The organism is Gordonia liuliyuniae (assembly GCF_021738805.1).
In the GTDB taxonomy this organism is placed as follows: domain Bacteria; phylum Actinomycetota; class Actinomycetes; order Mycobacteriales; family Mycobacteriaceae; genus Gordonia; species Gordonia liuliyuniae.
The window spans coordinates 82,906-108,103 of record NZ_JAKKOR010000006.1 but is presented as its reverse complement, the minus strand read 5'-3'; the positions used below and the strand labels follow the sequence as shown (position 1 = coordinate 108,103).

The window sequence follows — 25,198 nt, the reverse complement described above, 5'->3', positions numbered from 1 at the left end:
TTCAGGCGTCTTGGACGCGGAACGACACGGCCTTGAGGAGGATGTCGCCGATGTCTTTCGGGTCGTGGGCGATGAAGGAGCTGCCGCCGGTGGCCTCCGAGATTCGCTTGAGGGCGTCGGCATCGGCGTCGTCGGAGATCCCGATGGTGATGATCGGGATACGTCGCGCCGGGTTCTTCATGATGTTCAACTCCGAGACGAGCTGGTTGAGCGTGATGCTGTGCGCCACCTCGTTGCGGCCGTCGGTCATCAGGATCACGCTGTTCGAATAGGCGGGATCGTACGTGTCGTAGACCTTCTTGAACGCGGCCAACGCGGTGTCGTAGAGGCCGGTGCCGCCGCGCAGGTTCTTCAGGCTCGAATCGATGGCCTTGCCGAGGACGTCACGGTTGAGGACGCCGCCGGTCTTGTCCATGATCGGTGCGATCGGTGCGACCTCGCGGTAGGGGACGCCCGGGCCGCCGCGGTCGATGCTGAACTCCCAGTAGCCGAGCGCGGTGTTCTTGGGAAATGCGGCCAGGCCGTAGATGGAGGCGTCGCGCAGGAGTTGCGCACGTGATCGTCCGCCGGCGTCGAGACGCATCGACCCCGACACGTCCTGGACGACGAGGGCGCGGATCGGGCGGGTCAAGGCCGCCCACTTGCGTTCGATGTTGTCGATGAAGGCCCGCTCGGGCGCCTCGATTATGGTGACGTCGCCGACGCCCTGGCCGTCGGCGAGCGGCGACCCGCCGGCCGGCCGGATGTGGTGCGCTGCGCGGATCCGCTCGCCTTCGCCGTCTCTGCGAGCGCACCGATCGCGCCATTGGAAATGACCGCTCTGGCGGAGGGTGCGACGTTCGCGATGCGGTAGTCGAGGGCGACCGTGCCGGTCTGCGGGACGGCCGCGGTCAGCGGAGAGTCGGAGTCCCCGTCGGTGAACCCGGCATAGGTCCGCTCGGAGACGAGGGCGAGCGACGGGGCGTCGTCGTCGGCCATCTTCTTCAGGTCCGGTGCGCCGTCCTCGTCGTTCATGCGCAGCGCGCGGCCGGTCAGCGTCCGAACCAGCTCGGTGTGCGTCATCGATCCCTGCGACATCTCAGCGAGCGCACCGACGACCGCGGCGTTGCTGACATCGCTGACGGCGGGCGGATCGACGCGGAGCGCGGGCATCGAGAGGACCTTCGACCACGACGGGAGGCCGGGCAGGTCACGCCCCGCGACGACGATCGGCGACGTCCCGATCGACGGGCCGATACCCGTCCACGAGTGGCCGAGTGCCGTCCCGACCTGACGGATGCGCGACTGTGACTCGGCGACCCAGATGTCCGGGATCTCGTCGCCTCCGAGCCGGTCGCTGACGTGGCTGGCGGGCACCGCTTCTACGGTGTAGTCGAAGCAGGAAGTGCTCTCTGCCTGGTTGGCGAGCTCCGTCACGTAGGCGGCGAGGTCGCCTTCGGCGATGACCGACACGGGTCGGACCTCGTCGCAGGTTGACCGGGTCTTGTCCCAGACGACATAGGCGCCGACCGCGAGGACTGCGACGAGTGCGACGGACAGTCCGACCCGCAGCCCGGCGCGGCGCGGTGCGCCGCCGTCGGTGTTGTTGTCGTGTCGACCCATCGGGGGCGCCTCCTTGCGAGAATGTCGTGATCGCGAAGAAGGCTAGCGCACGGACGTGAGACGCGGCACATCGGTATGCCCGAGTGGTGGAACTCGACGATCCTCCGCGTGTCGCGGCGTGTTTGCCGAGACGCGCCGACATGTATGCCGATTCAGTTCTCGGTGGCCCGACGCTCGTAGTCGGCTCGGACCGTGGATCCCTTCACAGTCGAGACCTGGTCGGGGACCATGACGCGCATCAGGCGGTCGCGCACCGGCTGCGGCAGAACCCCCGAGAAGGCGACGAGGGGGCCGACGTACGCGGGCACCCAGGTCTGGAAGCGGCGACGTCCCACCGTGCTCACCACGGCGTCCGCGACCTCCGCAGGCGCAAGCGTCCGCACCGAGCCTGACGAGGTGCCGGCCGCGAGTTCGGTGTCGACGACGGTCGGCATCACGACGGAGAGGGTAACGCCGCTGCCGCGCAATTCCTCGCGGACGCCGGTCAGATAGCCGAGCACACCGTGCTTGGTGGCCGCGTACGTCGATTCGCCGGGCGGTGCGAGGCGGGACGCCGCCGACGCGACGGTGACGATCTGGCCTGCACCGCGCTCGCGCATGGCGGGTGCGGCGAGTCGGACGCCGCGGATGACGCCGAGTAGGTTGACCGACACCATTGCCTCGGATGCTCGGGCGGGCTCGGTGTCGAACGGACCGACCCGCATGACGCCCGCGTTGTTGACGAGGACGTCGATCGGTCCAAGGTCGGTCGCGACGGCGTCGAGGAACGACTGGAACGACGGGTCGTCGGTCACGTCGAGGGCATAGCCGCGGACCGTGCCGCCGTCGGCCGACAGCGATGTCGCAGCCTCGCGGGCTGCGTCGGCGTCCACGTCGCCGATCGCGACGCGCGCGCCTTCGTCGACGAGTCGTCTGGCGATCGCGAGACCGATGCCGCGGGCCGCACCAGTCACTGCGACCGTCGAGCCTGCGACGGCTCCACTGTGCTTGTCCCTCGAGCGCCCGATCACCATGCGCACATCCAATCATGGCCGGAACCTTCATGACGGTGGGGGTTCGCCGGGGTCGTTCGGCGCGCGGCCATGAACGTGCGGTCCTACGTTGCGTCGGAGGTGGCGGGCGCGTCCTCGACGACCTTGCGCGGAGTGAACCAGCCGAGGAACACGGCTCCGACGGCCAGCACGCCCCCGAGCACCACGAACGCGGTCTGTAAAGGTTCCTCGAACGCGGACCGCGCCCCGGCGGTGATGTGGTCGGCGATCGGTGAGGCCATTGGAGGCAGTTCGTCGCTGACCTTCACCGCACCGGCCATCGAGCCGCGGATCGCGTCGTCGGCGATGGCGGCCGCATCGGGGTCGATCTTCTCCAGTCGAGCTCTCGCCTCGTCGGCGGTGGGGCCGATCCGGTCCTCGTAGCCTGCGGCCATGATGCTGCCGGCGAGGGCGATGCCGATCGCGGCACCAAGTTCGCGAGCTGTGTCGTTCACTGCCGACCCGACACCCTGGTTGTCCAGAGGCGTGTTCGACATGATGGCCGTGGTCGACGGCGCCGTCGACAGGCCGATACCGACGGCGCAGACACCGAGCAGCACGCCGACCTTCCAGTACACGTCGATCTCGAAGACGCCCAACGCGATCACGCCGACGGCGGCTATGCCGATGCCGATCGCCAGCACGAACCGCAAGGAGTCGAACCGCACGGCCACCCAGTTGCCGATCATGGCGAAGGCGCCGACGCCGACAACCATCGGAAACAGGGCGACCGCCGACTTGAGCGGGGAGTAGCCGAACACGAGCTGCAACTGCTGGAGGATCAAGAAGAACGCGCCGAACGAGGCGAGGAACTGCAACGCCACCGCGAGCGACCCGGATGCGAACGCGCGGTTCCTGAACAAGTCGACATCGAGCAGCGGATCGGCGCGCCTGCGCTCGATGACGATGAACGCCGCGATCAACGCGATGCCGCCGATCAGGCAGACCAGGATCAACGGATCCGACCAGCCGCGGTGCGGCGCCTCCAGGAGACCGAAGACGACGCCCGCGATGGCGGTCATCGACGTGAGCGACCCGCCGACGTCGAACTTGCCCGGATTCTCGTCCTTCGACGAGCCGACGGTCAGCACGAGCACGAACACGACGGCTGTGGACGCGGCGAAGGTGATGAAGACCGAATGCCAGTGGAAGTAGCTGAGGAGGACTCCGGTGATGAAGAACCCGGCGATCGCGCCCGCACCTGCGACGGCCGCCCACACACTGATCGCCACGGCGCGCTTGTCCGTCGGGACGCCCGCGGTGATCAGCGACAGCGTGGTCGGCATGATCAGCGCGGCGCCCGCACCCGCGACGACGCGCGTGATGATCAGCTCGGTCGGTCCGTCGACCCAGATCGCGGCGACTGATCCGGCACCGAACACGACGAGTCCCACCAGGAGGACGCCACGTCTGCCCACGCGGTCGCCGATCGCACCGGCCGGGAGTAGGAGCGCGGCGAGGGCGAGGGTGTAGCTGTCGAGGATCCACGTCATCTGCGCGTTGGTGGCGCCGGTGTCGGCTGCGATATCGGGCAGTGCAGTATTGAGAGCGGCCATGGCGGCGACGACGAGGCTGACCGCGGCGCACGCTATGAGGACGAGCCACGCGGCGCGGACGGTCGTCGTTTTGTCATCGGTTCGATACCCGACACGCATCGTCAGTTCACCTGTTTCTCTAGCAACTTGTGTAACTGTAGTCACACGGGAAGATAACCACCCCGAACGAGCGAAAGTGGATGATCATGGCTGCAGATCGAGTCGCGCGGTCTTCCGAACTGAGCGAGGTCCGACTCCACATCGGACGACTGCTGGTGTTGGTGGCGGGGGTGGTCGGGATCATCGCCCTTCTCGTCCTCATCGTCACCACCGCCGCCTGACTGATATTGCGTACCCGGTATCACCTGACCGGGTACATGATTGACGGCAAGACGCCGCCCGACGCGAAGCGCGTCGAGCGGCGTCAGAACCGGGCATCGTCAGGCAGCGTACTTCTCAATGACGCCGCCCACCGGGACGAGCGCGTCGATGACGTAACCCTTCGCCTTGCCACGCAGGCTCTTGTAGGCCTTCGTGAGACCCGACGGCGCAGACTGCGCCCGGCCGTCGGTCACGGCGAGCAGTGCCTCGGCCGCGGCGTCGCCGTTCGCGGCCAGGTGATTGCCGAACGGTGTGCCCGCGGGCTTGGAGTCCCAGAACGGAGACAGGGCGGTCAGGAAGTCCGGCAGCATCTTGTTCGTCGCGCTCGCGACGACGCCGGGCTTCACCTTCTGGGCAGCCGAGTAGGCGGCCTTGACCGCGGTGCCGGACAGGCCCGACTGCTTCTTCACCTCCGCGTCGATGACGTCGGTGAAGTCGGACGTCATCGCCTCTCGGTTGGCGTCGAGAACGGGAAGCAGGGACGTGGACATGCAGGTCCTTTCGGCTAGGAAGTGCTGAATACGACATTGCCCAGGGCCGCGGCGCCGTCTCGTTCGACGACGCTCACCGCCGCGAGCAGTCGCTCGCCATCTTCCCAGGCCTCGATCTGCAACGTCTCGCCGGGGAACACGATTCCGGCGAAACTCACGGAGTAGTCGACGATCTTCGACGCGTCACCGCCGTAGATCTGGTCGACGACGGCCCGGCAGACCGAGCCGTAGGTGCACAGCCCGTGCAGGATGGGTCGAGGGAATCCGGCGCGCTCGGCGAACGCCGGATCGCTGTGGAGGGGGTTGCGGTCGCCGCACAATCGGTACAGCAGCGCCTGTTGCGGCAGCGTCGGAACCGCGATGGAGTGGTCGGGCGCGCGGTCGGGGAGGTCGACGCGTGTCGATGCGCCGCGGTCGCCGCCGAACCCGCCTTCGCCCTTCGCGAAGATCGACGACCGGGCCGTCCACAGCGGGGCGCCTGCCTCGTCGACGGTCTCCGACTCCTGGATGATGACGGCGGCCGAACCCTTGTCCTGGACCTCGGCGATCCGGGTACGCATGGTCGCGGCGCCGGTCGCGGGAAGCGGTCGATGCACGCGGACCTGCTGGCTGCCGTGGACGACCTTCGCGAGGTCGATGTCGACGCCGGGGAACTCGACCTTGGGGGCCTGCGTCGCAAGGAAGTTCGCGGCGACCGTCGCGAACGACGGCAACGTCTTCGGTTCGACGTCGTCGACGTACTGGAGGCCGACGACGTCCATCGGGTCGGCCGCGCCGCCGACGGCGAGGTTGTAGAGCGCGATCTCGCGCGGCGTCCACGAGAAGGTCTGTTCGCCCAGGTCGGCGCCGACGGCGATGGCGGGATCGATGGGCATGTCAGGCCTCCGCAGCGGTAGTGGCCTGCGTCTGCGACTTGGCGGCGGCGTCGAGCGCAGCCAGGTAGCCGAACACGAGAGCCGGACCGATGGTGGCGCCGGGGCCCGCATAAGTGTGCCCCATGACGGGGGCGCTGGTGTTGCCCGCCGCGTACAGCCCCTCGATCACCGAACCGTCCTCGCGTAGGGCGCGTCCGTGGACGTCGGTGTCGATGCCGCCCTTAGTGCCGAGGTCGCCCGGCACCATCTTGGCCGCATAGAACGGACCCTTGTCGACCGGGCCGAGGCTCGGGTTCGGCTTGTTCGTGATGTCGCCGTAGTAGTGGTCGTACGAGCTGTCCCCGCGATGGAAGTCGTCGTCCTTGCCCACGCGAGCGAACTCGTTGAAACGCGCCGTGGTGGCGGCCAGCTCATCGGCGGGCAGGCCGGTCTTCTCGGCGAGCTCGGCGAGGGTGTTCGCCTTCACCACGACGCCCGACTTGAGCCAGCTCTTGGGTAGCGGCTGGCGTGCGGTGACACCGGCGAACATGTAGCGGTTGCGGCAACGCTGGTCGAAGATCAGCCACGACGGCACGTTGTCGCCGGGGCCCTCGCCCTGGCCGAACTCGCCGCCGTACATCCGGTGGACGGCTTCGACGTACGGAAGCGACTCGTTCATGAAGCGTTCCCCGCGGAGATTGACGATGAACGTGCCAGGCACCGACCGCTCGGACAGTGCGAACCACGGACCCTTGGGGAGCGGGATCGTCGGACCCCACCATGCATCGTCCATGATCGAGACGCCCGCGCCGGTCTTGAGTGCTGCGGTGATGCCGTCACCGGTGTTCGACGACGCGCCGGTCGTCCACTCGGTGCCGATCGGCGCCCGCTGGTGCTCCGCACGCATCTTCTCGTTGTGCTCGAAGCCGCCGGACGCGAGGATCACGCCGCGCCGCGCACGCAGTTCAGTCCGGACGCCGTCAACCTCGGCGACCACGCCGACGACCTTGCCGTCTTCGGTGAGGAGATCGACGAGCGGCGTGTCGAACCGGATGTCGACGCCTGCCTCACGGCAGCCGAGCAGCAGTTCGGCTGCCAGTGCCGCGCCCATAGCGATCAGCTTCTTGCCGCGGGTACGGGCCCAGAAGAAGCGAAGACCGACCTTCATCATCCGCTGGATTCCGCGCCAGTGCCGCATGCCGATGTTGAGCCAGCGGTAGTCGGACTGCAGCACCACCATGTTCAGTGGAGCCTTCGTGTACTGCGGGTGCAGTGTCTTCAGATCGTCGCCGAGGCGGGCGGCGTCGAACGGCTTCGGTTCCACCGAGCGCCCGCCCGCACGGCCGCCGGGGGCCTCGGGGTAGTAGTCGGAGTAGCCGTTGACCCATTCGAGGTCCAGCGGGGCGTGCGCCATCAGATAGTCGAGCGCTTCGGGGCCGCGATCGATGTAGGTGTCGATCCGTTCGGCGGGCGCGTGCTCGCCGATGATCGCGTGGACATACTTGCGGGCTTCGTCGACGGTGTCGTCGACGCCGTCACGGCGCAGCACGCTGTTGTTCGGGATCCAGACGCCGCCGCCGGACCGGGACGTCGAGCCGCCCCAGTACGGTGACTTCTCGATCAGGACGGTGTTCAGGCCCTTGGTCTTCGCGGTCAGCGCTGCGGACAGCCCCGCTCCGCCTGCACCCACGACGATGACGTCGAACTCTTCGTTGGCCATGTACTTCCCTTCGTCCTCCAGCGTGGACGGATCCACAAAACTAGAACAAGTTATAGATTTCGCTACTGGACAGGTTAGACCAGTCGCGGGGACGGCGGAAGAACACGGTCCGGTGATTGAGTGTCGGTGATCACACCTTCACTGTCACACCTTCACTTGGGTCAGCAGCGGAGTGGTGGGACCGGTGGAACCGCCGCGCGGTTCGACGGTGATCGCGAACGCGCTGGTGGAGTCGAGCGCATCGACGAGGATCGGCGTGCTGTCCTCGCCCGCGAACAGACCGGCGGAGACGGGCTGCTCCTGTTTGCCGACCATCCACAACTGCAGCGCGCGGTCGTCGGGCACCGGGTTCCGCACGTCGCGCAGGGTCGCCACCGCCTGATTGCGGGACTTGGAGCTCACCACCGTCAACACGCCGCGCGCACCGTCCAGATCGCCGACCGAGATCGTCGCGTCCTGCGCGCCGAACACGGCCGCCGCCGCCTCAGCCTGGACGTTCGTCGACGACTCGGGAACGGTGGTCCGGCCGACGAGCACACCGGCTCCGAACAGGACAGCGATCGAGGCGGCTGCGGCACCCACCGCGACGGCGATGCGGCGTCGGCGACGCGTGTGCAAGGGGGTGGGGCCGGTGCGACCGATATTCGCATCGAAGTCGGCGAGCACCCGCGCGCGCAGCGCGTCGGGGGCCTCGTGCGTGTAGCGCCGGCCATAGTCGTGCATGAGGTTCCGGAGGTCGGCGACCTGTGTCTCGTACTCGGCTCGCGCTGTCGGGGCGAGCATGTCCAGCTGTGCTTCGACCTCGTCGCTCTCGTCGACGGGAAGCGCGTCGATGGCGTAGAGGTCGATGTGGTCGGCGAGCCACTCGTGATTCGACTCGTGTCTCGTCTCGTCGTTCGTCATAGGTTCTCCGGTCTACACTTCTTCGGTCTTCACACAGTGGCGCAGACTACGCAGTCCGTCACGGATACGAGACTTGATGGTCGGCAGCGGGGTCGCCGTGTATGCGGCGACCTCGGGGTACGTCATCCCGTCGAAGTACGAGAGTTCGATGCTGTCGCGTTGAAGGTTCGTGAGCCTGCCGAGGCAGCGACGCAGCGTGAGCGTCTCCTCGTGCTGTTCGACCACCTCGACGAGCGGCGTCGACGGGACGGCCGCGTTCGCGCTGGTGTACTCCGAACCACGCCGTCGATACAACTCCTCGGATCGGATCCGATCCACCGACCGGCGGTGAGCGATCGTCAACATCCAGTTCACGACGCTGCCGCGTCCGGAATCGTAGCGATGCGCCTGCTGCCAGAAGTGCAGGTATGACTCCTGCACGACCTCCTCGGCGTGGCTTCGATCGTTGAGCACGCGCAGGGCGAGACCGTACACGCGTGCATTGGTGAGATCGTAGAGCCGCGCGAACGCCGCGTGGTCGCCGGCAGCCGACGCGGCCAGCAGTCGCGACAGTTCCGTGCCGTCAGTCGGACTTCCGTGCATGGTCACCTCTTCGTCATCTGCTCGCGGACCGTCGATACAGCCAGAGCGAGAGCGGAATGCAAATGACCAACAGGGTTCCGCTCCACGCCAATGCGTAAACCAGTGCGTGGTCGGCGGGCCAGCCCGTCGGCTCCGGGAAGTCGGGCGGGGAGGCGTTTCCGAACAGGTCTCGGCATGCGGTGGCGACCGCCGTCACCGGATTCCATTCGGCGATCGTGCGGAGTGGTCCGGGCAAGCTGGCCGCCGAGATGAACGCGCTCGACAGGAACGTCACCGGGAACATCCAGAGGAAGCCGACACTCTGTGCGACCTCCACGTTCCGGGCGACGAGGCCGGTGACCGCACCGACCCACGCCATCGCGAGCGCGAAGAACAACAGCAGCACGAACGCGATCACCGCGTCGGCTGCGCTGCCACGGATGCGCCACCCGATGGCGAAGCCGCACGCCACCATCACCACGAGCCCGACAGCGCCCAGCACCATGTCGGACGTGACGCGGCCCGCGATCACCGCGAGTCTGGACATGGGCAGCGACCGCAACCGGTCGACGATCCCCGCCGACAGGTCGTTGGCGAGCCCGACGGTGGTGAACGCCGAGTTGAACAGGACGGTTTGGGCGAAGATACCCGCCATCAGGAACTCCCGGTACTCGCCGCCGCCGAGCGTTGCCCCGAAGACATATGCGAACAGGAACACGAACATCAACGGCTGCACGGTCGCGCTCAGCAGTAGCGTCGGGATGCGTCGAACAGTGATCAGGTTGCGTTCGACCAGTACCGCGGTGTCAGCGAACATCATCGACTCTTTCTGTTTCGTCGCCGGGTTCGCCTGCCGCTCGCTCGTTCGGCTCGGTGAGAGCGAGGAAGACGTTCTCGAGTGTCGGAGCGGTCACGGAGGCGTCGACGACGTCGGCGTCTATCTCGTCCAGCGCCCGCACCGCGGCCACCGCGCTGCGGGTGCCCCCGTCGACCTGGACTCGGAAGCGCACCTCGTCGAGTTGTTCGGGGTTTCCCGAGCCGACGTGGGCGAGCGTCGTCATCACGTCGACCGCGTGTCGGAGTGCGCCGGTCCGCGTGAGTTCCACGGTGAGGCAGGCGTCCCCGAACTCGCGTTTGAGTGATTCTGGTGTGCCGCGGGCATGCACGGCGCCGCCGTGGACGACGGTGATGTCGTCGGCCAGCTCGTCGGCCTCCTCGAGATATTGCGTGGTGAGCAGGATCGTGGCACCCGTCCGGGTCAACTCGTCGATCGCACGCCAGATCTGTCGGCGACCGCGCGGGTCCAGACCGGTCGTCGGCTCGTCGAGGATCACCAGGCTCGGTCGGTTGATGATGGCGCCCGCGAGGTCGAGACGTCGCCGCATCCCGCCCGAGTACGTCCGCATCGGTCGGTCGGCAGCCGCCGTGAGATCGAGCTCGTCGATCATCTCGCGCGCCCTGGCCGACGCCTCACGACGCGACATCCCGTACAGCTGGGCCACCATGCGGAGGTTCTCGAACCCGCTGAGGTTGCCGTCGACCGCAGCGTACTGGCCGGACACTCCGATGAGCCCGCGGACGGCGGACGGGTCGGCGACCGCGTCGACGCCGTCGATCAGAATCTCGCCCGAATCGGCGCGAAGGAGGGTCGCCACCATCGAGACGGTGGTCGTCTTGCCCGCGCCGTTCGGTCCGAGGATCGCGTGAATCGACCCGGCGGGCACGGTGAGGTCGAGGTGATCGACCGCGGTGTGCCTCGTGCCCCGCCCGAACGGTCCGCTCGCGAAGGTCTTGGTGACGCCTCGCAGGACGAGGGCGTGGCTGATCGAAGTGGGGCTGATCGAAGTGGGGGTGATCGAAGTGGGGGTGATCGGTGCTGGGGTGACCGATGTGGTGGCCGTCCCCTCAGCGTCGCGGTCAGCGGATGAGGCGCCCCGATCGATGGTGTCTGTCCCGTCGATCGTGCCTGTCCCGTCGCTGGTGGATACCCCGTCGCTGGCAAATACACTGTGGCGTCCCACGGACTTCCTCTCAGTGGTCGTTTCGCGGCGTCGACTCGGCCGCGGCTCGGTCCATGGACGCGATGAGGCTCGCCGGGCGCATGTCCGTCCAGTTGGCCTCCACGTAGTCGAGGCATTCGGTCTGCCCGTCGGGACCGAACACTCTCGTCCAGCCGTGCGGCACCGGAGCGAATTCGGGCCACAGCGAGTGCTGGCGTTCGTGGTTGACCAACACCAGGAAGGTTCCGTCGGCGTCGTCGAACGGGTTGGGGGTCATCAGATCTCCTTTCGGGAGGCAGCGCGGCTGGCGTCGGCTGCTCAGTTCGGTCGGCGGTTCTCGACGATGTACCCGAACTGTGCGACGTTGCCGGGCAACAGCATGCGGGCGTGGGTGCAGTCGGCGCGGACATCAGTGAGGGTCCCCGTGACGCGGTCGGTCCAATCGGCGCGGGGATCGATCCCGGTGTCGGAGCTGGTCGCGGTCACGAACACGGCGTCGCCGGTGAAGACGCGTGGCCGCCAGTGCCGGGCGAGTGGACCGGCGGCTTCGAACGTCGCCCGGACCGCGTCGAGGTCGTCGGGTGTCAGCTCTGCCAACGGCCCGCCGGATGCCCGGACCGCCGCCGACATCGCGGAGGGATCGGGAATCTCGGAATCGTCTGGCAGAGCGGGGGCGTCGATGCCGAACTCACTGAGCAGGTCGCTCACGGACTCGTGGGGTAGATCCGCGTGATCGGCGAGCACGTAGGAGTCGAGCAGCACCAGCTGCTCCACTCGTTCACCGGATTGCTGCAGGGCCACGCCGATCTCGTGCGCGATCAGCCCGCCGAGCGACCACCCGAGGAGCCGGTACGGCCCGTGCGGCGCGACCTCGCGGATCCGTCGCACATAGTCGGCGGCGAGTTCGTCGATCGACTCGGCGGCGTCGGCGCCCGACAGAGCTGGGCTCTGAAGACCGTAGACGGGGCGGCCGTCGTCGACGTGAGGCAGCAAGGTAGTGAAGCTCCACGCGAGTCCGATCGCCGGGTGCACGACGAACAGCGGGGTCTTCGTCGTGCCCGGGTCGCCCCGGCGGAGCGTCAACAGCGGCGCGAGCGCAGGCGACACCGCTGTGGATGTGGACGCTGTGGATGTGGACGGGGCGGATGTGGAGGGGGCGGATGTGGAGGGCGCGGAACGGTCACCGTCGTCGAGGTCGGTGACGGCGGCCGCCAGTTCGACTGGCGTCGGTGCGGCAAACACATCCGGCACGGTGAGCGCGAAGCCGGCCTCCCTCAGCCGAGTGGCGAGCGTGGTGGCGAGCAGTGAGTCGCCGCCGATGTCGAAGAAGTTGTCGTCGCGGCCGACTCGGTCCACGCCGAGGACGGCGGCGAACGCGTCGGCGACCCGTTGCTCGGTCTCCCCGACGGGTGCGTCGCCGACGTCCGACCGTGCGGCCGGGGCCGTGAGTGCACGTCGGTCGACCTTTCCGACGGCGGTCAACGGGAGATGCTCGAGGGCCGTGACGGTGCTCGGCACCATGTGGCGTGGCAGTCGGCGAGCGACCGCCCGGCGCACCGCGGCCGTGTCGAGAGGCCCCGCGTCGGCTTCGGGCGTCACATAGCTGTGGAGAACCGTCAGACCGGACGTGGTGTCGGCGATCGTGACGGCGGCGCGTACCCGGGAGACAGCGGTCAACGCATCGTCGATCTCGCCGAGCTCGACGCGGAAGCCGCGGACCTGCACCTGGCCGTCGGTGCGTCCGATGTACTCCAGGCACCTGTCCTCCCGACTCCACCGGACGAGGTCTCCGGTCCGGTACATCCGTTGGCCGGCGAACTCGGGACCGAGGACCATCGGAGCCGCTGGATAGCGGGTCGACGTCAACGCTCGGCGCCCGTGATAGCCGCGCGTGATTTGTGGCCCGAGCAGATAGAGTTCGCCCGCGACGCCGGCGGGGACCGGGTGCAGACGGTCGTCGAGGACCACCGCGGACACGCCGTTGTTCGGGCTTCCGATCGTCACCCGGGCCTCGGGGGACAGCGGTGCCGAGCCAGTGGTGATGATCGTGGTCTCTGTCGGGCCGTACACGTTGAGCAGCGTCCGGCCCGGCGACCAGGCACGCACCAGGTCGGGTGCGACGGCTTCGCCGCCGACGGCGAGCGAGGTGAGTGAGGGCACCGCGTCCGCCGACATGGTGGCCACCGCCGCCGGGGTGATGAAGGCGTGCGAGACCCCGCTGCGCGCGAGGAAGTCCTGCAGGTCTGTTCCGCCGTAGACGCTCGTCGGCGCCACGACGAGGGTGGCCGCGCCGGCCGCCGCGAGCAGGAACTCGAGCACGGAGGCGTCGAAGCTCGGCGATGCGAAGTGGAGGACTCGCGACGTCGTGTCGGGTGCCATGCGGTCGGCGAGCTCGTCGTGGACGGCGGCCAGACCGCGGTGCGGCACGAGCACTCCCTTGGGCGTGCCCGTGGACCCCGAGGTGTAGATGACGTACGCGAGCTGGTCGACGTCGATCGGGCGGGGCAGTTCGTCGTCGTCGATCGGCGTGGCCGGAGTCGCGGCCAACCGCCGCCGCATGTCCGGGTCGTCGAGCACGAGCGGCAGGACGCCGTCGGCGGGCAGGGCGGCCGCGTGCGCGGCGGTTGTGACGATCAGGTCGGCGCCGGAGTCGTCGAGCATGTGCGCGATCCGCTCGGCCGGGTACGTCGGGTCTACCGGGACGTAGGCGGCTCCGGTGCGCACCACCGCCCAGATCGTGACGATCGCCTCGAGTGATCGGGGGATGGCGACGGCGACGACTGATTCGGGTCGACGCGCCACGCCCTGCGTGAGCAGACGACGGGCGAGACGGTTCGCCCGCTCGGACAGGTCGCGATAGGTGACGTCCACGGTGGAGCCGTCGGCGTCCTCGGCGCTGACCGCGACGCCGTCGGGGTTGCGGCGGACCGCGTCGTCGAGCAGGTCGGCGTATGTTCGCGCGGTCGTTGCCGCGGGGCCCGACACCGGAGCGAGGCGGTCGACTTCGAGGGGGTCGGTGATCCGGATGTCGCCGACGCAGCGCTGCGGATCGGCGACGAGAGCGCGGACGACCCGCAGTAGACGCACGCCTAGTTCCTCCGCGCCCGCACGGCTATACCGGTTCCGCGCGTACGTCAGCGACAGACCCGGGGCAGGCGATTGGGTGTTCATCCCGGTGACGGTGAACTGCAGGTCGAACTTCGCGGTGTGCGTGTCGAGTTCGGCTATCTCGCCGACCAGGTCCGCGGAGACCGGCATCTGCTCGCCTGCGATCGAGTCGGTGAAGTCGTGGACCGACAGGGCCACCTGGAACAGCGGGCCGCGACCGGGGACGCGTGGCGGGTTGACCGCGGAGACGACGTCGTCGAACGGTGCGGTGAGATGGTCCCAAGCATCGAGGTCCTGGGATCGGACGCGTTCGAGCAGCGACTGTGCACTGGCGGTCCGATCGATCTCCGTGCGCAACGCGACGGTGTTGACGAACATGCCGACGGTCGCCCGGAAATCCGGGTCGCCGCGGCCGCCGCTCACCGCTGCACGAGTGTCGACGGGGGTGCCGATCACCAGGTCGTCGCCGGTCCCGAGCCGGTTGAGCAGCATCGCGAGGGCGGTGTGCAGAACGGTGAACGGCGATGTCGCGTTGCTGCGAGCGAATGCGGTGACCTCGTCGCGCAACTCATCGTCGATCGGCAGGTCGACGCGAGCGCCGCCGGTCCGGTCGGCGACCGCGGGGTCGGCGTCGACACTCGTGGCTGCAGGCGCTCCGGTCAGGACCGACGTCCAGTAGCGCAGGTCGTCGGATTCGCGGGCGGTGTCGTGCGCGGAAGCGTAGTCACGATAGTCGGGGACCGCCGGTGCGTGGGCGATCTGCGGGTCGGCGGCTCCGGTCCGGGCGCGATACGCGTCGAGGAGGTCGCCGATGACGATCGGCATGGACCCGCCGTCCGCGGCGATGTGATGCAACACGATGATCAGTGCGTGCGAATCGCCGTCGCCGGTGAGCGCCGCGCGCAGCGGCGCGTCGCGGGTGAGGTCGAAGGGACGTTCGAGTAGGGCGGTGACCACAGCGCCCGTCCTCTCTGTTCCGGCCCTCTCTGTTCCTGAACTGTGACTGTCGACTTCGATGTCGCCGACCACCTGTTCGGGATCGTCGGATACGACGCCGACGGGGCCGGTGTCGGTGTCGGTGTACGTCGTGCGGAGCACGGCGTGCCGCGTGACTACGTCGACCAGGGCGCCGCGGAGAGCCGCCGCGTCGAGGCTGCCGTGTAGACGCAGGACGAACGGCATCGCGTAGTCGACGCTGTCCGGATCGCTGCGGTGCAACGACCAGATCCGCTTCTGCATCGGGGCCAGCGGGAAGCGGGTCGGGCGGTCCGGCACGGCTTCCGGAGTCGCGACCCCAGGCGGTCGGGCGGCGGGCGTCCCCGTGTCCGGCGTGCCGACGTCCAGCAGCCGTGCCAGGCGCGCGATGCTCGGGTCGTCGAAGATCGTGCGGACCCGGATCGGCTCACCCCGATGGACGGCGTTGATCCGGCTGACCAGCGTCGTCGCTTGCAGCGACGTTCCGCCGAGCGCAAAGAAGTCGTCCTCGGCTCCGACGCTGCCGGCGGGCAGCCCGAGCGCGTCGGCCACGAGGCCGGCGAGCACGCTCTCGGCGCCCGGTGCGGGACGTCGTGACGGGACGCGTTCGGCGCGGCGCGGCGCGGGCAGAGCGGCATGGTCGATCTTGCCGTTCACCGTCAGCGGAATCGTGTCGATCTCGACGACGGTCGACGGGACCATCTGGCGGGGAAGTCGCTGCGCGGAGAAGGCGATGAGCTCGTCCTCGTTGACGCGGGCGTCGCCGAGTCCGGTCACGTAACTGACCAGGTGCGCGGCGTCGCCGGAGCCGACGACCTGGGTGACCGCGGCTCCGACGTTCGGGTGCCGGGCGAGCGTCGCATCGATCTCGTCGAGTTCGATGCGGAAGCCGCGCACCTTGACCTGGCGGTCGTTGCGGCCGTGGAATGTGAGGGTCCCGGACAGATCGGTGGAGGCGAGGTCGCCGGTCCGGTACATGCGGTCGCCCGAACCGTCGATCGCGCTGACGAAGGCCGCACAGGTCTGCGCGGGACGGTTCAGGTATCCGCGCGCCAGCCCCGGACCCATCAGATACAGGTCGCCGGGCGCGAATGGGGGGACGGGCCTCAGCCGTGCGTCGAGGACGACCGCACGGGTGCCGTCGACCGGCTCGCCGATGGTGATAGGGCGGTCGGGCGAGAGCGACGACATCATCACCACGACGGTGGTCTCCGTGGGTCCGTAGCAGTTCAGGAAGGTGCGGCCCGGAGCCCACCGCGCGACCAACTCCCGGCCGAACGACTCGCCTCCCACACCGAGGCAGCGCAGGTCCGGCAGTTCGCGCGGCGCTGCCGCCGCCAGTGCTGCGGGGGTGACGAAGGCATGGGTGATCCGGTGTTCGGCGAGGAATTCGGTGAGTTCGTCACCGCCGTAGATCGAGGGCGGTGCGATCACCATCGTCGCGCCCGCATCGACCGCGAGGAGCAGTTCCAGCATCGAGGCGTCGAAGCCGGGCGACGCGAAGTGGAGGGTCCGGCTGTCGCCGTCGACGCCGTAGCGACGCGTCTGGGTCGCCGCGAACGCGGCGAGGCCGCGGTGGGTGACCGACGTGCCCTTCGGGACTCCGGTGGTGCCGGAGGTGTAGATCACGTACGCGCATCCGTCGACTCGGCGTGTCGGGCGGTCCCGCAGTCGTCCTCGTGCACCGGGCAGATCGGCGGTCAACTCGTCGATGGTCAGCCACGGCAGGTCGTCGGGCGCCGTCGCGAGAACCTCCGGCGTGGTGACGCCGAGGACTGCTCCGGAATCGGTCAGCATGTGGCGGACGCGGTCGACCGGGTGCCGCGGATCCACGGGTAGGACGGCGGCGCCTGCCTTCGTGATCGCCCAGACGGCCAACACCGAGTCCGCCGACCGGCCGATCGCCGCGGCGACGACGTCGTCGGAACCGACGCCGTACTCGGACAGGGTGCGCGCCCACCGGTCGGTGATCCGGCCGGCCTCACGGTAGGTGAGTCGTCGGACACCGTCGTCGAGCGCGAGGTCGTCCGGCCACGTCCGCACCGCCCGATCGAGGAGGTCCGCGAGGTGGCGGGGCTCAGGGGCCGTCACATGCGGGTCGGCGGGGCCGTCGCCGGGCCGGGCCACGTCGAAGTCGCCGATCCGGCGTTCCGGGTGGTCCGCGATCTGCTGAGCGAGAGCGGCGAACCGTTGAGCGAGGTCGGTGATCCGCTGCCGGCTGTAGAGCCCGACATCGTAGGTGAAGCGGGCGATACCGTCGCGGATCCGCAACTCGAGGTCGAAGCGGGCTCCGCCGGTGCCGATCTCGCGGGCCGTGGCAGTCATGTCGGCCAACCGGACGGCGACGTCGTCGGACGGGGCGTCGACGGTGAGTGCGACACCGAACAGCGGATGTCGTCCGGTGCGCGGCGGTGCGAGCGCGGCCACCAGCTTCTCGAACGGCATGTCCGCGTGCGAGATCGCGTCGAGATCGGCGTCCCGGACGGCGGCGAGCAGGTCGGTGAACGGGGCGGCGGAGTCGACTCGGGTGCGCAGCGGGACCGAGTTGACGAACATTCCGACGAGATCGGCCAGCCCCGGATCGGGTCGACCGGCGACAGGGGTACCGATGACGAGGTCGCTGACTCCGGTCTCGACGTGTGCGGACGGATCGGCCGACATCCGGTGCAGCAGGGTAGCGAGGACGGCGTGCACCGTCATGAACTCGGTGGCACCCGCGACGGCACCGATCGCCGAGGATTGGAGGCGGTCGGGGAACTCGACTTCGACGACGCCAGCCCGGCCGGTCGCGGTCGGTTGGTTGACGTCGGACGCCAGCACGGCCGCGTGGTTGATGCCGTCGAGGTTCTCGCGCCACCAGGACGTGAGGTCGTCCAGCCTCGTCGCCCCCGCACCGGACTCGGCCGCGAGTTCTGCGGCCTGCCACCGCAGGTAGTCGCGGTAGGTGAACGACGTCGGGCTCTGTTGCGGCGCGCGGTCGGCGTGCAGGTCGGCGTACGCCGTGGCGATGTCGCCTGCGAACGGAGCCATCGACGCGCCGTCCGCGGCGATGTGGTGGACGACCAGGGTGAGCCGGTGTCGAGTGGGCTCGCCGCCGCCGCTGGGAAGGCGATGCAGGACGGCACGCAGCGGTCGGTCGACGGTCAGGTCGAACGGCTGTGTCGCGAGCGCGCGGGCGTGGTGCTCCCACTCGTCGTCCGTGACGGGGGCGGGAGACAGCGTGATGTCCGCGTCGGGCATGACGTCCAGCGTCGGGCGGCCGTCGTGTGCCGGATACCGGGTGCGGAGCGGCTCGTGCCGGGCGATCGTGTGGCGCAGCGCGCCTTCGAGTGCCCGCACGTCGAGGTCGCCGTCCAGGTCGAGCGCGAACGCGATGTTGTACGCGGCGCCGCCGTCCGGGCCTGCGAGCTGGTTGAGGAACCACAGTTGCTGCTGCGCCGGGCCGGGCGCGACCGGGGCGTCCGACTCGTCGTGGACGAGCGGAGAACGGACATGCTCGTCGTCGGGTCGAGCGCTTGTGTCCGCCTCGCCGATCAGCCTGCTGATCGCCGTCACGGTCGAATTGTCGAACAGTGCGCGGACCGGGACGCGGGTACGGGTGTGCTGCTCGAGTGCGGTCGCCAACTGGGTGGCCAGCAACGAGTTGCCGCCGAGCTCGAAGAAGTCGTCTTCGCGGCCGAGCCGGTCGGCGCTGATGCCGATGACCCGAGCGATCGCGTCGGCCACCGTGTGCTCGGCACGGCTCTGCAGCGGGCTGTGCTGATGCGCCTGTCCGGTGCTCTCGGGAGCGGGGAGCGCGCGGGTGTCGATCTTGCCTGCCGGGGTCACCGGGATCTCGTCGAGCGCGATGATCGTGGACGGCAGCATATGCCGCGGCAGCCGGTCGGCCAGCCGATCGCGGACGCCGCGGATGGCGGACTCGTCGAGCGAGGAACCGGCCGGAGCAGTGGCGTACGCGACGAGGTGCGCGGCGTCGTCGGTACCGGACACGACGGTGACGGCGCTTCGGATCGCGGCGTCCGCGACGAGCGCGGCGTCGATCTCGCCGAGTTCGATCCGGTGGCCGCGCACCTTGGTCTGGTGGTCGACGCGGCCGCGGAAGTCGAGAGCGTGGGCGGCGCTCCACCGAACCAGGTCGCCCGTGCGGTACATGCGGTCGCCGGGCTCGCCGAACGGATTCGCCACGAAGCGTTTGGACGTCAGCGGTCGCACACCGTGGTAGCCGCGGGCGAGATGCGAGCCGCACAGGTACAGCTCGCCGACCACGCCGGGCGCCACGGGCCGGAGCCGCTCGTCGAGGACGAGGGCCGACACGCCGCGGATGGGCCTGCCGATGGTGACCGAGTCGGTGGGTTCGATGCTGGGCGACATGGTCGCGACCACGGTGACCTCGGTGGGGCCGTACGCGTTGATCAGGCGACGGCCGTCCGACCAGCGGCGGACAGATTCCGCGTTGGGGTGTTCGCCGCCGATCACCAGGGTGTCGAGTGCGGGCAGGTCGTCCGGGGACATGGTCGACAGGAGCGACGGGGTGAGGAAGGCGTGGGTGATCGCGGCGTCGGCCATCAGGTCGGACAGTTCGCTGCCGCCGACGATGTGCGCCGGGGCGATGTGCATGCACGCCGCCGAGCCGACCGCCATGATCACTTCGAGGACCGAGGCATCGAAGCTCGGGGACGCGAGGTGCAGGGTGCGGCTCGTCCGGGCCAGTGCCAGACGGGACACCTGTTCGGCGGCGAAGTCGGCCAGGCCGCGATGGCTGACGACCACGCCCTTGGGACGGCCGGTGGTGCCCGACGTGTAGATCAGGTAGGCGGGCTGGTCCACGTGGATCGGGGCGATGCGGTCGGCGTCGGTGACCGGCGAGCGGTCCTCGTCGCGTCCGTGCGCGCGAACGTCGTCGGAGCCCACCAGGACCACGCGGTGGTCGGTCGTCGACAGCCGAGGCGCGGACGCCGCGTCGGTGACGACGATCTCCGCACCGGAGTCCGCGAGCATGAAGTCGGTGCGGGCCCTCGGGTAGGCGGGGTCGACCGGCACCCACGCCGCGCCCGACTTGGTGACGGCCCACAGTGCGACCATCCAGTTCGCGCCGCGCGGCAGCGACACTGCGACATAGCGTTCAGGTCCGGCGCCCTCGTCGATGAGAATGCGGGCGAGGCGATCAGACGCCTCGTCCAACTCGCGATAGGTGAGCCGGTGGCGATTCGCCTCGTCGACGATCGCCCGACGGTACGGTTCCGCCGACGCGGCGGTGTGCAGCAGCTGCGTGAGATGCTCCACCGGGCGGGACCCGCCGCCCATCGCTGGCACGAGGTCGAGGCGGTCGGCCGGGTCGAGAGTGCACGCGTCGCCGACGGACGTGCCGGGGTCGGCGGTCACCGTCTGCAGGAGCCGGACATACCGTGACGCGAGCCCGGCTGCGGTCGCGTGATCGAAGAGTTCGTCGGCGTACCCGAGGTTCAGTTCCATTCCACCGCCGTCGCCCGACCGGTCGGTGACGGTGAACTCGAGATCGAACTTGCTGGTGGCGGTGTCGATCCTGGTGGCGGTGGCCGCGAGCCCAGTGATGTCGAGTGACACCTGCGCGGCGTCCTCGAGCGTGACGGACACGTCGAAGTAGGGCTGACCGCTGCTGCTGCGGGCCGGGTTCAGTTCGGTCACCAGGCGGTCGAACGGCACGTCGGCGTTGTCGAACGCCGCGAGATCGCGGTCGCGCACCACCGCGAGCAGGTCGGCGAACGACGCGTTCTTGTCGACCGGGGTGCGCAACGCGAGAGTGTTGACGAACATGCCGATCAGCGGATCGAGTTCGTCGTCGCCGCGTCCGGAGACCGGCGTCCCGACGAGGATGTCGTCGGTCCCGGACACGGTGCGCAGCAGTGCGGCGACGGCGGCGTGCACCACCATGAACGGTGTGGTGCCGTGGTCGTCGGCCAGTGCGAGGATCCGCGCGCGGGTGTCCGCGTCGATCGGTGTGCGGACCGAAGCACCCGAGCGTCCGGCGGCGCGTGACGGCGGCCGGTCGTACGGCAGTTCGGTGCCGATGGGTGCGTCGGCCAACGTCTGCGTCCAGTGCTCGATCTGGGCGCCTGCGCTCGACGTCGGATCGTCGAGCCAGGCCAGTCGGTCCGCCGCTGCCTGCCGGTAGGTGACCGGCAGAGCGGGCCATGCCGGAGCGGCGCCCGATCGGCGGGCACGGTAGGCGTCGGCGAGGTCGTCGGCCAGCGGCCCGAACGACCAACCGTCCGCGGCGAGGTGGTGGACCACGACGGCGAGCGTGTGGTCGCGGTCGCTGTGAGCGATCAGACGAGCTCGAATGGGGAGATCGACACCGAGATCGAACGGTTCGGCAGCGAACGCTTTGAGACTGTCGGCCGAGACGGTGTCCCGGCGTTCCACGTCGAGGAGCCGGCCGTCGGCGGGCCGGATGTCCTGGCAGGCGACGCCGTCGACGTCGGTGACGGTGGTGCGCAGCGGTTCATGCCGGTCGACGACGTCGTTGCACGCGGCGACCAGCGCGTCGGCGTCGAGGTCGCCGATGAACCGGACGGTGAACGGCATATTGTAGCCGGCGGCCGACTCGGGGTCCAGACGCGAGGCCAGCCAGAGCCGGTGCTGTGCGGGCGAGAGGGGGACCGGACCGTCGATCGTCACGTGCCTCGATGTGTCCGCCGTGTCCGGGAGTTCGTCGGGTACGCCGTGAGCGCGGACGGCGTCGACGATCCCAGCGACGTCGGCGGAATCGAGCACGGTGCGGATTCCGAGACGTCGGCCCGTCGCGGTCGACAATCGCGCGGCGATGCGAGTCGCGGCCAGCGAGTTGCCACCGAGTTCGAAGAAGCCCGCCGACATGGACGTCTCGGTGACGCCGAGCACCGCGCACACGGTTCGGTGCACGAGTCGCTCCAGGTCGGTGGCTGGCGCATCGGCTGCGGCGGTGCGACCGTGGCCGCCCAGGTCGGGATCGGGCAGTGCACGCCGGTCGAGTTTCCCGTTCGCGGTGGTCGGCAGGGCGTCGCATACGACGACGGCGGTGGGGATCATGTGCGGGGGGACGTGTGCCGACAGTTCATCGCGCAGGTCTCGCTGGTCGAGTCCGTCGCCGCTGACGTATCCGATGACGATCCGCTCGGACAGGAGGTCGTCGCGGGCGACGGCGCCCGCCGTGCGGACACCGGGCAGGGCGGCGAGCGCGTTCTCGATCTCCCCGAGCTCCACCCGCTGGCCGCGGATCTTGATCTGCGTGTCGCTGCGGCCCACATAGTCGAGTTCGCCGTCGGGGCGGCGACGGACGAGGTCGCCGGTGCGGTAGAGCCGACCGCCGCCGTGCGGGTCGGCAACGAACCGGTCGGCGGTCAGGTCGGGGCGTCCGAGGTAGCCGCGTGCGAGCTGGACGCCCCCGAGGTACAGCTCGCCGATCGCGCCGGTCGGCGACGGGTCGAGACGCCGGTCGAGCACGTACGCGCTGGTGTTGTGCACGGGCCTGCCGATGGGGACCGTCGGATCGGTCGGGTCGCAGGCATCGTGGTGGGTCACGTCGATGGTGGCCTCGGTTGGGCCGTACAGGTTGTGGATCGGCGCCGTGGTGAGGGCGGCGGTCGCGCCCACGACCCCGGGGGTCAGGGCTTCGCCGCTGGTGAAGACTGCGCGTACCGAGGCGAGCGCGGTTCGAGTCCGGACGCTTGTCTCTGGGTCGGCGGCCAGGGTCTCGGTGAACACGGCGAGCATGGACGGCACGAAGTGCAGGGCGCTCACCTCAGCCAGCTCGACCACCCGTCGCAGATACCACGGGTCGCGATGGCCGTCGGGCGCAGCGACGACGGCTGCGGCGCCGACCGACAGCGGCCAGAAGTACTCCCACACCGACACGTCGAAGCTCGCGGGCGTCTTCTGCAGCACCCGGTCCGCGGGGGTCAGCGCGTACTTGTCCTGCATCCACTTCAACCGGTTCACCAGGGCGCGGTGGGTGATCAGCACGCCCTTCGGGGTTCCGGTCGAGCCCGACGTGAACAGCAGGTAGGCCCCGTTGTCGGGGGCCACGCGCACGCTGGCGGAGTCGACGACGGAGTCGCCGTCGTCGTTCGTGGCGAGGTCGTCCAGACGCGCGGTCGAGGCCGCGATCGGCTGGTCGTGGTCGTGGTCGACGATCACGAGCGAGGGAGAGGCGATGTCGAGGATGTGGTCGCGTCGTGACCCGGGCTCGTCGGGGGCCAGCGGAACGAAGACGGCGCCGGCCGCGAGGATCGCGTGCAGGGCGATGTGCTGGTCGATGCTGCGGGGAAGCATTACGCCGACGACGTCTTCGGGCCCGATGCCCCGAGCCTGCAGGCCAGCGGCCGCGGTGGTCACTCGACGGCGGACGTCGTCGTAGGTGAGGCGGTCGCCGTCCGGATCGATGAGCGCGGGCCGGTCGGCGAAGCTGCGATACGCGTCGGCCAGCAGGTCGGTCACCGTGAGGTCGCCGTAGTCGGCGGTCGGGCCGACGGCGCAGCGGTCGGCGATCGCGATCTCGTCGGAGGTCGTCACCGGGATGCCGGTGACGGGCAGCTGCGGGTCGGCGGCGACGAAGCGCGCGACGAAGTCGACGAGCCTGTGGTGGTGGGCATCGACTTCGGCGTCGTCGTAGACGTTCGGGTTCGCTTCGAGGTCGAGGTGCATCCCGCCGGAGATCGAGTCGTACACGTTCACCGACGCGTCCTCGACGGGACCGGTCGACATGATGTGCAGTGCGCCGGTGAGGGGCCCGAAATCGATGTGCTTGAAGAACAGCATCACGTTGAGCATCGGACCGAAGAACCCGCGGCGGCCGGCTGCGGCGCTGAGGACGTCGGACGTGATGTCCTCGTGCCGGAAGTGCTGGTGGCGGACCGCGTTCTTGATGTCGCCGTTCACCTCGCGGATCAGTTCGTCCACCAGGCGCGGACGGTCTGCGTCGTCGACGCAGGCGAGGACGGGCACCACGTTGGAGGTGAGACCGGCTGACGTGCGCAGCGCCGCGGTGTCGCGCGCGGCGACGGGGAGGCTCAGCATGGCGTCCGCGGTGTTGTTGAACCGGGCGAGGTACACGGTGAGGGCCGCGGCGATCACCGACGCCGGTCGGACACCTAACTCGGCTGCGCGCGACCGGATCTTCTCGACGACGGCGTCGTCGAGGGCCGTGGACACGACGGTCGCCAGCGGGGCCGCCTCGTCGCTGCGGGTCGAGAACGACGTGTTCGGCAACGCGGCCATGTCGTGCCCGAGTCGGTTCGACCAGAAGTCGCGGTCGGCGGTGAACTGCGCCGATCCGCGGTAGTTGGCGTCGAGGTCGGCAACGTCGGCCATCGACGCGATGTCGGCGTCGGGGAGCGGACTGCCGTCGGCCGCCGTGTATCGCTGGGCGACGCGAAGCATCATGTACATCGCGGCGTAGCCGTCGAAGGCCAGGTGGTGGCCCCAGCAGTACCAAATGCTGTGGTCGGGCCCGAGCGTCAGCAGGTACGTCTCCAGGAGGGGGTCGGTGAACAGGTCCGGGACGTGCGAGCGGTGCTCGTCCATCCATTGCTGCGCTGCCCGGAGTGGGTCGGCGTACCGGGAGAAGTCTCGTCGCCCGAGCGTGACGTCTCGGTGGTCGTCGACGAACGCGGTCGGTTCGTCCTCCCCATTCCATACGAGGCGCAGGAGACCGGACTCGGTCTCGACGACGGCGTCGCCGACCGCGCGGTCCAAGCGGTCCGCGTCGACGTCGCCGTGGAATTCGACGTACGCGGCGACCGACATCGGCACGTGCGGGTCGATCTGCTGGGCGTAGTAGATGCCGCGCTGGGCGGCCGTCAGCGGCAGTTGCGCCCGGGTCTGGACGGAATGGATCAGATTGTCTGTGCTCACGCGTTCCTCCTTCGGCAGCTGTCATAGGGTCTTCGGCTGCAGACCGGCCGCGGATGGGTCGTATCTGAAATCGATGAAACGACGCTGGAACTGTGGCGTCGGAGGAGGCGCCAACTCAGCTAGCTCGTCGCAGCCTCGACTATCTCGCCACAACATGAATGTGTCTT

General features: G+C 69.2%; 14 protein-coding genes. 1 reads left to right on the top strand and 13 read right to left on the bottom strand.

What is annotated here, in order from left to right; all coding sequences use genetic code 11:
* Window position 1 precedes the first annotated feature (1 nt).
* The 4 genes from L5G33_RS08515 to L5G33_RS08500 form a co-directional block, all read right to left on the bottom strand.
* The gene (locus L5G33_RS08515; RefSeq protein WP_236997743.1) at window positions 2-631 is read right to left on the bottom strand and encodes a VWA domain-containing protein; all 630 of its coding nucleotides are present in this window, start codon (window positions 629-631) and stop codon (window positions 2-4) included.
* A 53-nt stretch (window positions 632-684) separates the two neighbouring features.
* Window positions 685-1,602 carry a substrate-binding domain-containing protein gene (locus tag L5G33_RS08510; protein ID WP_236997742.1) on the bottom strand — a complete coding sequence of 306 codons (918 nt, stop codon included), beginning with the start codon at window positions 1,600-1,602 and terminating at the stop codon, window positions 685-687.
* A 152-nt stretch (window positions 1,603-1,754) separates the two neighbouring features.
* Window positions 1,755-2,615, bottom strand: coding sequence for an SDR family oxidoreductase (locus L5G33_RS08505; RefSeq protein WP_236997741.1), 861 nt, complete (start codon window positions 2,613-2,615; stop codon window positions 1,755-1,757).
* Window positions 2,616-2,698: 83 nt separating this feature from the next.
* On the bottom strand, window positions 2,699-4,288 hold the full coding sequence (locus L5G33_RS08500) for an MFS transporter (RefSeq protein ID WP_236997740.1): 1,590 nt from the start codon (window positions 4,286-4,288) through the stop codon (window positions 2,699-2,701).
* 86 nt (window positions 4,289-4,374) lie between these two features.
* Between L5G33_RS08500 and L5G33_RS19270 the strand changes: the two genes are divergently transcribed.
* Complete coding sequence (locus L5G33_RS19270; protein WP_265742708.1) at window positions 4,375-4,509, top strand: hypothetical protein; 135 nt, start codon at window positions 4,375-4,377, stop codon at window positions 4,507-4,509.
* A 99-nt stretch (window positions 4,510-4,608) separates the two neighbouring features.
* On the opposite strand, the gene L5G33_RS08495 is transcribed toward L5G33_RS19270, so the two are convergent.
* From L5G33_RS08495 to L5G33_RS08455, 9 genes are all read right to left on the bottom strand, one after another.
* Complete coding sequence (locus L5G33_RS08495) at window positions 4,609-5,040, bottom strand: DUF6918 family protein (RefSeq protein ID WP_236997739.1); 432 nt, start codon at window positions 5,038-5,040, stop codon at window positions 4,609-4,611.
* A 14-nt stretch (window positions 5,041-5,054) separates the two neighbouring features.
* The gene (chsH3, locus tag L5G33_RS08490) at window positions 5,055-5,915 is read right to left on the bottom strand and encodes an enoyl-CoA hydratase ChsH3 (RefSeq protein WP_236997738.1); all 861 of its coding nucleotides are present in this window, start codon (window positions 5,913-5,915) and stop codon (window positions 5,055-5,057) included.
* A gap of 1 nt (window position 5,916) precedes the next feature.
* A complete protein-coding gene (gene kstD, locus L5G33_RS08485; RefSeq protein ID WP_236997810.1) occupies window positions 5,917-7,614 on the bottom strand; it encodes a 3-oxosteroid 1-dehydrogenase in 1,698 nt (565 codons plus the stop codon).
* A 144-nt stretch (window positions 7,615-7,758) separates the two neighbouring features.
* Window positions 7,759-8,517, bottom strand: a complete 759-nt coding sequence (locus L5G33_RS08480; protein ID WP_236997737.1) for an anti-sigma factor — start codon at window positions 8,515-8,517, stop codon at window positions 7,759-7,761.
* 12 nt (window positions 8,518-8,529) lie between these two features.
* Entirely contained in the window at window positions 8,530-9,099 is a 570-nt protein-coding gene (locus tag L5G33_RS08475; RefSeq protein WP_236997736.1) for a sigma-70 family RNA polymerase sigma factor, read from the bottom strand.
* Window positions 9,100-9,112: 13 nt separating this feature from the next.
* A complete protein-coding gene (locus L5G33_RS08470) occupies window positions 9,113-9,895 on the bottom strand; it encodes an ABC transporter permease (protein WP_236997809.1) in 783 nt (260 codons plus the stop codon).
* Window positions 9,885-10,949 carry an ABC transporter ATP-binding protein gene (locus L5G33_RS08465; protein WP_236997808.1) on the bottom strand — a complete coding sequence of 355 codons (1,065 nt, stop codon included), beginning with the start codon at window positions 10,947-10,949 and terminating at the stop codon, window positions 9,885-9,887. The genes L5G33_RS08470 and L5G33_RS08465 overlap by 11 nt, the downstream gene beginning before the upstream one ends.
* 160 nt (window positions 10,950-11,109) lie before the next feature.
* The gene (locus L5G33_RS08460; protein ID WP_236997735.1) at window positions 11,110-11,355 is read right to left on the bottom strand and encodes an MbtH family protein; all 246 of its coding nucleotides are present in this window, start codon (window positions 11,353-11,355) and stop codon (window positions 11,110-11,112) included.
* 41 nt (window positions 11,356-11,396) lie between these two features.
* A complete protein-coding gene (locus L5G33_RS08455) occupies window positions 11,397-25,031 on the bottom strand; it encodes a non-ribosomal peptide synthetase (RefSeq protein WP_236997734.1) in 13,635 nt (4,544 codons plus the stop codon).
* Between the last annotated feature and the right edge of the window lie 167 nt (window positions 25,032-25,198).

Bases quoted from the DNA above. Each gene is read 5' to 3' on its own strand.
- L5G33_RS08510 (WP_236997742.1), bottom strand. From the start codon at position 1,602: ATGGGTCGACACGACAACAACACCGACGGCGGCGCACCGCGCCGCGCC.
- L5G33_RS08505 (WP_236997741.1), bottom strand. From the start codon at position 2,615: ATGGTGATCGGGCGCTCGAGGGACAAGCACAGTGGAGCCGTCGCAGGC.
- L5G33_RS08500 (WP_236997740.1), bottom strand. From the start codon at position 4,288: ATGCGTGTCGGGTATCGAACCGATGACAAAACGACGACCGTCCGCGCC.
- L5G33_RS19270 (WP_265742708.1), top strand. From the start codon at position 4,375: ATGGCTGCAGATCGAGTCGCGCGGTCTTCCGAACTGAGCGAGGTCCGA.
- L5G33_RS08495 (WP_236997739.1), bottom strand. From the start codon at position 5,040: ATGTCCACGTCCCTGCTTCCCGTTCTCGACGCCAACCGAGAGGCGATG.
- chsH3 (WP_236997738.1), bottom strand. From the start codon at position 5,915: ATGCCCATCGATCCCGCCATCGCCGTCGGCGCCGACCTGGGCGAACAG.
- kstD (WP_236997810.1), bottom strand. From the start codon at position 7,614: ATGGCCAACGAAGAGTTCGACGTCATCGTCGTGGGTGCAGGCGGAGCG.
- L5G33_RS08480 (WP_236997737.1), bottom strand. From the start codon at position 8,517: ATGACGAACGACGAGACGAGACACGAGTCGAATCACGAGTGGCTCGCC.
- L5G33_RS08475 (WP_236997736.1), bottom strand. From the start codon at position 9,099: ATGCACGGAAGTCCGACTGACGGCACGGAACTGTCGCGACTGCTGGCC.
- L5G33_RS08470 (WP_236997809.1), bottom strand. From the start codon at position 9,895: ATGTTCGCTGACACCGCGGTACTGGTCGAACGCAACCTGATCACTGTT.
- L5G33_RS08460 (WP_236997735.1), bottom strand. From the start codon at position 11,355: ATGACCCCCAACCCGTTCGACGACGCCGACGGAACCTTCCTGGTGTTG.